The following is an 8,171-nucleotide window of genomic DNA, read 5'->3' as shown; positions in this document are numbered from 1 at the left end:
AGCACCGCCGCCAGCACGTTGGCACTCACATGCAGGCGCCGCATGCGTGGCGAACGCTGGATTTCCGGGCGGGAGGCCATGGCCAGCAACAGCAGGCCCGTGAGCAGGGCCCCACTCCAGTAGTGGGAACTCCAGAAGGCCCCACTGAAGGGGTTATCGGACACCCGCCAGATCTCCGGCTGGCTGCCCAGGCCCAGCAACCCCGCCCAGGTGAGCAGGGCAAAACTCGCCCGCAGGGCTGGCCGCCGCACCCGCCACAAAGCCAGCAGGGCCAGCAAGCTGCCGAGGGCCGCCAACACCAGCAGGGCCAACCGTCCCTGTCCGCCGACAAAGGGGGTGCCGGGGTCAAACCAGCGGCTGAGGAAGGAGTACACCAGGGCGATCAGCACGGCCACCACGACACCGCCAGCGAGCCAGCGGCCGTGGTCGGCATGTTCCTGGGGCACGGTGAGGGGCTGCCTGCTCAGCCCTAGGCGCCGCTCCCGCGCCAGGAGGCCCAGCCGCACCGTGGCCCCAACCACCGGATAGACGAACAACATCGCGAGCACCGGATGCAGCAGGGCAAACCAATCGATCGGGGTCATCGCAACGGAAGCTCTGCAGGGAAGTCTGCCCATCCCTGGCCCTGGCGGCCATGACTGGTCAGGGGCGCAACTCAGGGCAGCAACTCAGGGCAGCACCGCCGGCCAGCTCTGGCGAATCAACAGCAGGGAGAAGTAGGGCTGCTCGTCGGCGGGCACCTCGGCCGCCGGCGCCAGCAGCTGGTCGGGCCAGCCCACCCGCTGGGCAAAGAGACAGGCGTCCAGCAGCCCCCGCTCCGCCAGCAGCGGACGCACCCAAGCCCAGCGATGGCCAAGCTTGAGCAGGGCCAGCACCATGCCCTCGCCGCAGGCTCGCTGCAGCAGGGCCGCCAGCTCCTCGGCGCCGTCGGGGGTGGGCCGGATCAGCAGGGCGTCCTGCTGCAGGGCCAGGGGCCAGGGCAATCCCTGGGAGGAGGCTGCCGCGGCGGCCGCCGCCACCGCGGTGATGCCCGGAATCACCGCCACCGGACAGGCCGGATGGCGTTCAGCCAGGGCGAGTAGGGCATAGGAGGCGCTGGCGTAGAGGGAAGCGTCGCCCTCACACAACAACACCACCGCATGGCCGGCGGCCACCTCAGCAGCCAGGGCCGCGGCGGCGCTGTGCCAGGCAGCCTGGCGCGGTTCAGCGCCGGCCACCATCGGAAACAGCAGCGGCAAGCGCCGCTGCTGGGGCCCGATCCAGGGGGCGGCAATGCGGGCGGCCATGCCATCGGCACCCTCCCGGGCCACCGGGTAGGCCACCACCTCCGCTGCCCCGATCGCCCGCACCGCCGCCACCGTAAGCAGCTCCGGATTGCCTGGCCCCACCCCCACCAGGGTGAGCCCCGCCGCCGCCAGCTCTCCTGGGAATTCTGCCAAGGACACCACTGGCCTGCTGCTGCTGCCTTTCTAGGCTGGGAATTGAACGAGCCCTGGCCAAATGAGTCTCCTGCAGGTGTTTGCCACCGACCCGGCCGGACCAGCCTCCCCCAGCCTCTCCAGCAGCGATCCGGCCCAGATCGCCGCCACCCTGGCGCCACTGGGCATCGGCTTTGAGCGCTGGCAAGTCAAAGCCCCCCTGGCCCCAAACGCCGATCCGGCCGCGATCCTGGCCGCCTACAGCGCCGAAATCGCCCAGGTACGGGCCGGCGGGTCGTACCCCACGGTGGATGCGATCCGCATGACGCCGGAGCACCCCGACCGCCAGGCCCTACGTCAGAAGTTTCTGGCCGAGCACATCCATAGCGAAGACGAGGTGCGCTTCTTCGTAGAGGGCCAGGGCCTCTTCTGCCTGCATGTTGGCGATGCGGTGCTGCAGCTTTTATGTGAAGCAGGCGACTGGATTTCCGTGCCAGCTGGCACGAAGCACTGGTTTGACATGGGCCCAGAGCCCCACTTCTGCGCCCTGCGCTTCTTCGACAACCCCGAAGGCTGGGTGGCCCAGTTCAGCGGCGACCCAATCGCCGAGCGCTATCCGCGCCTCGACGAACTATCCGCACCTCGACGAACTTGAAGATTTGAATGGGCTTAAAAGCCCCCAGCGAAGCTACTTTTTGGCTCCCCGGGGCTGCGCAGAGCCAATCACTGCAGGGGCTCAAGCTGCAGGGGCTCTAACTGCAGAGTCGAATGGTCGATGCCCAGCTGGGCCAACTCAGCCTTTGCTCTATGCAGCAGGGCCATGTCGTCTACCTGCTGGGGATCGCGAAGGAGGTGCGCCGTCAGCGCCGTTTGGGAGGTGCTCATTCCCCAAATATGGATATGGTGCACCGCCGCCACCCCTGGCAGCGCAGCCAAGGTGCGTTCCACAGCGTCTCGATCGATGCCTGGTGGGATCCCGTCCAGGCTCACCAGCACCGACTGGCGCAGCAGGGTCCAACCGGTCCAGGCCACGGCCACACCCACGCCAATACCGGTGAAGGGATCGAGCCAGTGGATGCCGGTGAACTGAATCAACAGGGCGCTGACCAGCACCGCAGCACTCACCGCCGCATCGGTGAGCAGGTGCACCACCGCAGCTCGGCGGTTGAGATCGTGGCTGTGGTTGTGGCCAAACAAACGGGCCGAGCCCAGGTTCACCGCGATGCCCAAAAGGGCCGCCACCGCCACCGGGCCAGGGGTTAGCTCCACCGGCTTGGCCAGTCTTTGTACGCCCTCCACGATCACAACGGCGGATGCCATCAAGATCAAGGCCGCGTTGATCATCGAGGCCAGCTGGGTGCTGCGGCCAAATCCGTAGGTGAATTGCCTGCTGGCGGGCATGGCGCTGAGGCGCTCGGCCCCCCAGCCCAGCAGCAACCCCGCCACATCGCCGAGGTTGTGCAGGGCATCACCGATCAGGGCCAGAGAGCCAAAGCCGATGCCAATGGCCAGCTGTAAAGCAGAGAGGCCGCTGTTGAGCAGCACACTCCAGCGAAAGGCCGCCGGATTCCCATCTCGATGTTCGTGCTGGATGTGGCGTGGCAACCGCTGGCGGCCCACGGCTGGATGGCTCATGGGCTTTTTTTAGGTCAGTTTTGCTGTGCTGTCTGCCGAAGCTCTTGGCCTAGATCCCATGCCACGCGGGGCCATTCCCTTCAGAATTGGACAGCCTATTAACTGGGCTTTTGCCTTGAGGGATCCCCGTTCTGGCCTGGTTGTTGCAGTGGGCAGTTGGCCGGCACTGGGCAGTTGGCTGGTGCTGGGCCTGCTAATCGGGTTGGCGATGGGGCCATACCAGGCGCTCTCGGAACTCGGTTTCCGGATACAAGCAGCCCTTTGGCTCTCGGCTGAGCCCCAATCGCTGCTCGGCTGCTTGCTGGTGTTTGGGGCCACCAGCCTGCTGGTTCTCCTGGCTTGGGGGCCGCTGGCTGGCGGCCGCGGGGGCGGCACCGCGTCGTTGCTCGCCCTCGATCGCGCCTCCCAGTCCGAAGGCAAGGCGGTTGAGCTGCTCTGGCTGCAGCAGCTCAACCTGGCCACCCAGCTGCGGCGGCTGCCCTTGATGTTGCTTACCCATCTGGGGGGCCTGGCGGTGGGAGTGGAGTCGCCATCAGTGGCTCTGGGTGCCAGCTTGCTGCTGGGGATTCGCAGACGCTGGCCCCGGTTGCAGCCCCTGGCCTCTCTCTCGCCCCAGCTATTGGCCGTGATCGGCGGCGCGGCCGGATTGGGGGCGGCGTTTCGCTCGCCCCTGCTGGCCGTTGCCTACGGATTAGAAGAGCTTGGCCGGCACAGTAGTCTGCCACTGCTAATGCCGGCCCTGCTCCTGGCAGGTAGCGGCACCCTGGTGGCCACCACCATGGGGCAGCCCGCTCGCCTGCCTGGCCTGGCGCTGGGTTCCCTGGCAACGGGGGTCTGGGGCTGGGCCGTGCTGCTCACCCTGGTGGGCGCTGCTGCCGGCGCCCTGTTTATGCGTTTGTTGCTGCCGGCGGCTGCCGTTGTGAAGCAATTGCTGGGGCAGCGGCGGCTCCTCGGCACCTTTGTCCTGGCGGGCACACTTAGCCTGCTGGCGCTTGTCAGTGGCGGCCTGAGTCTCAACGACGGCTCCCTGTCGCTGGCTGCTGCGCTTTCTGGCGAAACGGTGGGCTCCCCAGCTATCTGGCTTTGGCGTTTACTCTCCAGTGTGCTCAGCCTGGCGCTAGGGGCTCCTGGCGGGCTGATGCACAGCAGCATGACCCTGGGCGCCCTGCTAATTAGTCCGCTACAGGCGCTGCCAGAACTCAGCAGCAGCGACCTGGCCCAGTTGGCTGCGGTAGGGGCCACGGCTCTGTTCGCCGCTGCCCATGGGGCGCCGCTCTTTTGCGCTGCCTTCGTGTTCACCCTGCAGGGTGATCCGGGCCTGCTGCCGTTGCTTTTGCTAGTGGCCGCGGTGGCCGCGGCCCTCGGCGAGCGCTGGCGGGGTGAGGGCTGGAACGAACACCAGGTGCGGATGCTGCTGGAGCAGCAGCCCAGCAGCCCTCAGAACCCCAGCGCGACCCCATCGAGCCGGTGATCCACGCCAGCCTCGAGGCTGGTGCAGCGGCCTGAGCCATCGCGATTTATGCGCACCATCTGGGCTCCCCCCTTGAAGCTCGCGAAGCCGTAGGAATCACCAAGTTGATGGCCGCGGGCCACCAGCGCATGGCCCACTTCGGGATTGAACTGCGGATCAATGTGCACCGCACCGCTCTGCATGATCAGCTTGAAGCGGGGGGCATCCACGGCCTGCTGGGGGTTCATACCTAAATCCAGCGCGTTCACCAGGATCTGCGTGAGCCCCTGGGGATGGGCGTTGCCGCCGATCACACCCATCAGGAATTCAGGCAGGCCATCGCGCAACACCATCGCCGGCAGGATCGAATGGCGCGGGCGGTGTCCGGCTGCCAGGGCATTGGGATGGCCCGGTTGGCTGGAAAACTGGGCAGCCCGGTTGTTGAGCACTACTCCCGTGTCGCCTGCCACTAGCCCCGAACCGAACGGACCGCAGATGCTGGTCATCAGCGACACGGCGTTACCCTCCCCATCAATGGCGCACACGTAGCTGGTGTCGCCTGAGTTGGCGCCCTGGGGGCGGGTGGCTTGCCGGGCTAGCGCGCCGATGTGGCTGCGGGCAGCGGCCAGACCGTCCGAGCTGAGGGCCTGCCGCACCTGCTCCAGCATTGCGGGGGTGGGCTCGCCCACCACGTCGATCGCCAGCTCGAAGCCCAGGCGGATCGCCTCAATCTGGTGGTGCAGCCGCTCCGCCTCATCCATCGAGGCCAGGGGCAGGCCATCGAGGATGCCGAGGGCATGGAGAGCCACCACCCCCTGGCAATTTGGTGGCATTCCCAACACCTCTCGGCCGCGGTAACCCACACTCAGCGGCTCCACCCACTCGGCGCGATGCTGCTGGGCGGCCACATCGTCAAGGGTGGTCGGCACCCCGCCTGCGCTGATCGTGGTGGCGATCGCCTCGGCCACGGGGCCTTCGTAGAGGCGGTGGCGCCCCTCCCGGGCAACACGCTCCAGGGTGGCCGCCAGTTGCGGCAGGCGCATCAGCTGGCCGGGCTGCGGGGCAGTGCGATCGGGCAACAGCAGCTCTCCCAGCTGCATGGGTCCGCTGGGCCCCAGCAATGCCGCGCCAAGTTCCCAGAAGCCGGCGATCGATTCGCCCACCGGATAGCCCTCCCGGGCGTAGGCGATCACCGGCTCCCAAAGCTGCTGCAAAGACCAAGAGCCGAAGCGCTCCAGCAGCGCGCACCAGCCATCCACAGCGCCAGGGATCGTGACGGTGGCGGCGCCGTGCTCCGGCATCACCGGCACGGAGCCAATCCGCTCGAGGCTCGCGCCGCTCGGGGCCCGACCGCTCCCATTCAGCCCGAAGACCTTCTGGTCCTTGGCCGACCACACCAACACCATGGTGTCGCCGCCCAGGCCGCTCATCATTGGCTCGGCCAGCGCCAGCATCCCGGCCATAGCCACGGCGGCATCAACGGCGTTGCCGCCCTGCTCCAGCACCCGCAGGCCCACCCGGGTAACCAACGGTGAGCTGGAGCTGGCCATGGCACGCCCGGCAAATACGGGCGAACGCCGATGCAGAAAAGCAGGGCTGAGCATGGCTGAACAGGTGTTGGAGCAACTTTGACAGGCCCGCCAATCGCGAAGACAGGTGTACTGGACTGCTCTGTTGTTTTGGGCAGCGGGGGATCGGCTATCAAGAGTTAGGCGGGTTCCTGGGAACGCCTAGTGAACATATTTAGGGTCCCAGCTCAATCCCCACCGAGTGCATGCGCAGCCGCTGAGGATCGCTCAAATTCCCGCTCAGCGCCTGCGCTTCGGCCAGTGCCAGCTGCTCCAGCCGGGTCGCCGTGGCTTCCCGCCCGTAGCGGCCTTCCGCCAGCAGCCAGTAGAGGCCGAAATGGCGCGCTTCGCTGGCCAGCAGCTCGCAATCGGGGCTATGGGCCGCCAGCAGGGCCATGCGCTCATGGCTGCGGGCCTCGATCAGGCCGGCCATCAAAAACGAATCCAGCATGCGCTCGGGCTCGCCCTTGCGCACTGCCGCCGAGAGGGCGGCGCCATAGCCCGGCGCCGGTAGGGGCCGCAGGGCGATGCCACGGCGCTGCAACAGCTGCAGCACCTGCTCGAAGTGCTCCAGTTCCTCGCGAACCAAGAGTTTGTTGCCAATAGAGCAGCGAGTCCCTGGCCACGACGAATCTCAGCGAGGGGCCCCAGGGCTGATTCAAAGTCCTAGTAAGGGTTGGGCCGTGGCTTGCGCATGGCCATCGCCCCAGCGCCATTACCTCGGTAGCGGTGGGCGTCTTCATGGAGCTGGGTGTCACGGATCCAGTGCCAGCAATCAATTCTCCAGCGATCTCTTACCAGTTGCAGCAGGGCTTCTAGGGTGCTGCACAGGCTCGTGATAATCGCATGAGTGGCATAGAAAGCCTTGCCTTCACGGGTTCTGGAGGCCTCCCCCCTACGATCCAGCTATTGCCCCTCCAGGCTTCACTGATGTGCGCTGGTGCTTGTTTTGCCGGCAGCGTCCAGGTGATTCTGCGGCCGTGTCTGCGGCGACAATTAAGTAGGCGGGCATCTGCCTGGATCAGCACGCCGCCCAGATCCAGCTCTCCAAGCAACTGTTACTGCTACGCAGAAGCCTGCGGCTAGAGCACGGCCCGCTCGTGGGTCTCCCCTGTGTCGTATCAGGCCTGGCTTAGCCGTCAGGCTTCTGCCTAGCAATAAGCCACACCCAGGGCTGCCGATTACAGCTTGACCTGGGCAAAGAATGCCGACCCACCGCCTGCGTAGTGCACGATCGCGCCAAGCAATGGCTTGCCGCCACAAACCAGCTGATCGAGAGCAGCCGCGCTTCCTGGGATCTGGGCGATCGTCCAGTCGCGGATTGAAGCGCACAGAGCTGCCACGTCTACCTGGAGAAAAAAAACGAAACGAAGAATCCGATGGTGGAAGCCTGAGCTCGATTCCCAATGTCTCAGTGAGCACGGTGTAGTGACGAATGGGATAAACGAAGCCTTCTCCTTCAGAAGTGGCGTTCCAGATCTCGCAGGCTCTGGCGGCCGCTCAGGATGCCCAGCACCGCCACCAGCAGCAAATACCAGGCTGAGATGCGAACGCACCACCGCATGCGGACATCCGGAATCGACTAGAGGTAGCTGATCAGATCGAGATCGTTTACGGCTGCAGGGCCTGCGGGCACAGGGAGGAGGCAATTCCGCCGTCCTCAACCCATGCTCGCAGCCCCGGCAAGCGCGCCTACGACACACTTTGAATCAACCCTGCCCTGGAATTAGCAGCCTCGACAGCCCACTCTTATTGTGAGAGGGACTGATTTCAAGCGTTCATCAACCATGGCGGTGTCCCAGGCCCAATCCTCAGAAGCCCCCTCGCCTGAGCACCAGCGCCTGGCCGAGTCCGACCATGGCCACAAGCCGTGGAAAAGGTGGGGTCCCTACCTGAGCGAAAGGCAGTGGGGAACCGTGCGCGAGGACGACAGCCCCGACGGCAATGCCTGGGAATCCTTCAGTCACGATCAGGCACGATCCCGCGCCTACCAATGGGGAGAAGATGGCCTGGCGGGCATTAGCGATGACCGCCAACTGCTCTGCTTCGCCTTAGCGCTCTGGAATGGCAAGGATCCAATCATCAAGGAACGGCTCTTTG

General features: G+C 65.9%; 6 protein-coding genes and 2 pseudogenes. 3 read left to right on the top strand and 5 right to left on the bottom strand.

The window, feature by feature from the left end; translation table 11 throughout:
* Both KBZ07_RS12630 and cobI read right to left on the bottom strand, forming a co-directional pair.
* A partial coding sequence (locus KBZ07_RS12630) for a DUF4079 family protein (RefSeq protein WP_254931943.1) occupies positions 1-584 on the bottom strand: 584 nt, incomplete at its 3' end.
* Between the two features lie 84 nt (positions 585-668).
* Positions 669-1,439, bottom strand: coding sequence for a precorrin-2 C(20)-methyltransferase (gene cobI / locus KBZ07_RS12625; RefSeq protein WP_254931942.1), 771 nt, complete (start codon positions 1,437-1,439; stop codon positions 669-671).
* A gap of 61 nt (positions 1,440-1,500) precedes the next feature.
* On the opposite strand from cobI, the gene KBZ07_RS12620 reads away from it, so the two are divergent.
* Positions 1,501-2,073 carry an acireductone dioxygenase gene (locus KBZ07_RS12620; protein ID WP_254931941.1) on the top strand — a complete coding sequence of 191 codons (573 nt, stop codon included), beginning with the start codon at positions 1,501-1,503 and terminating at the stop codon, positions 2,071-2,073.
* Between the two features lie 68 nt (positions 2,074-2,141).
* Here the strand turns inward: KBZ07_RS12620 and KBZ07_RS12615 are convergent, their stop codons facing one another.
* Positions 2,142-3,053, bottom strand: a complete 912-nt coding sequence (locus tag KBZ07_RS12615; RefSeq protein ID WP_254931940.1) for a cation diffusion facilitator family transporter — start codon at positions 3,051-3,053, stop codon at positions 2,142-2,144.
* Positions 3,054-3,168: 115 nt separating this feature from the next.
* Here KBZ07_RS12615 and KBZ07_RS12610 point away from each other — a divergent pair, with 115 nt between their 5' ends.
* Positions 3,169-4,524 carry a chloride channel protein gene (locus KBZ07_RS12610; RefSeq protein ID WP_254931939.1) on the top strand — a complete coding sequence of 452 codons (1,356 nt, stop codon included), beginning with the start codon at positions 3,169-3,171 and terminating at the stop codon, positions 4,522-4,524.
* Here KBZ07_RS12610 and KBZ07_RS12605 read toward each other — a convergent pair.
* A complete protein-coding gene (locus tag KBZ07_RS12605) occupies positions 4,491-6,107 on the bottom strand; it encodes a gamma-glutamyltransferase family protein (RefSeq protein WP_254931938.1) in 1,617 nt (538 codons plus the stop codon). The two genes, KBZ07_RS12610 and KBZ07_RS12605, sit on opposite strands and share 34 nt — an antisense overlap.
* 139 nt (positions 6,108-6,246) lie before the next feature.
* Positions 6,247-6,660: pseudogene (miaE, locus tag KBZ07_RS12600) on the bottom strand (tRNA isopentenyl-2-thiomethyl-A-37 hydroxylase MiaE); the annotation flags it as partial.
* Between the two features lie 1,198 nt (positions 6,661-7,858).
* Here miaE and KBZ07_RS12595 point away from each other — a divergent pair.
* A pseudogene (locus KBZ07_RS12595) lies at positions 7,859-8,171 on the top strand (glucosidase); the annotation flags it as partial.

This window comes from Cyanobium sp. BA20m-14, assembly GCF_024346295.1.
Note: the sequence above shows the minus strand (reverse complement) of the source record. Positions and strands in the feature narration are given on the sequence as shown.

Excerpts from the sequence above, each read along its gene's own strand:
- KBZ07_RS12620 (WP_254931941.1), top strand. The coding sequence starts at position 1,501 with ATGAGTCTCCTGCAGGTGTTTGCCACCGACCCGGCCGGACCAGCCTCC.
- KBZ07_RS12615 (WP_254931940.1), bottom strand. The coding sequence starts at position 3,053 with ATGAGCCATCCAGCCGTGGGCCGCCAGCGGTTGCCACGCCACATCCAG.
- KBZ07_RS12605 (WP_254931938.1), bottom strand. The coding sequence starts at position 6,107 with ATGCTCAGCCCTGCTTTTCTGCATCGGCGTTCGCCCGTATTTGCCGGG.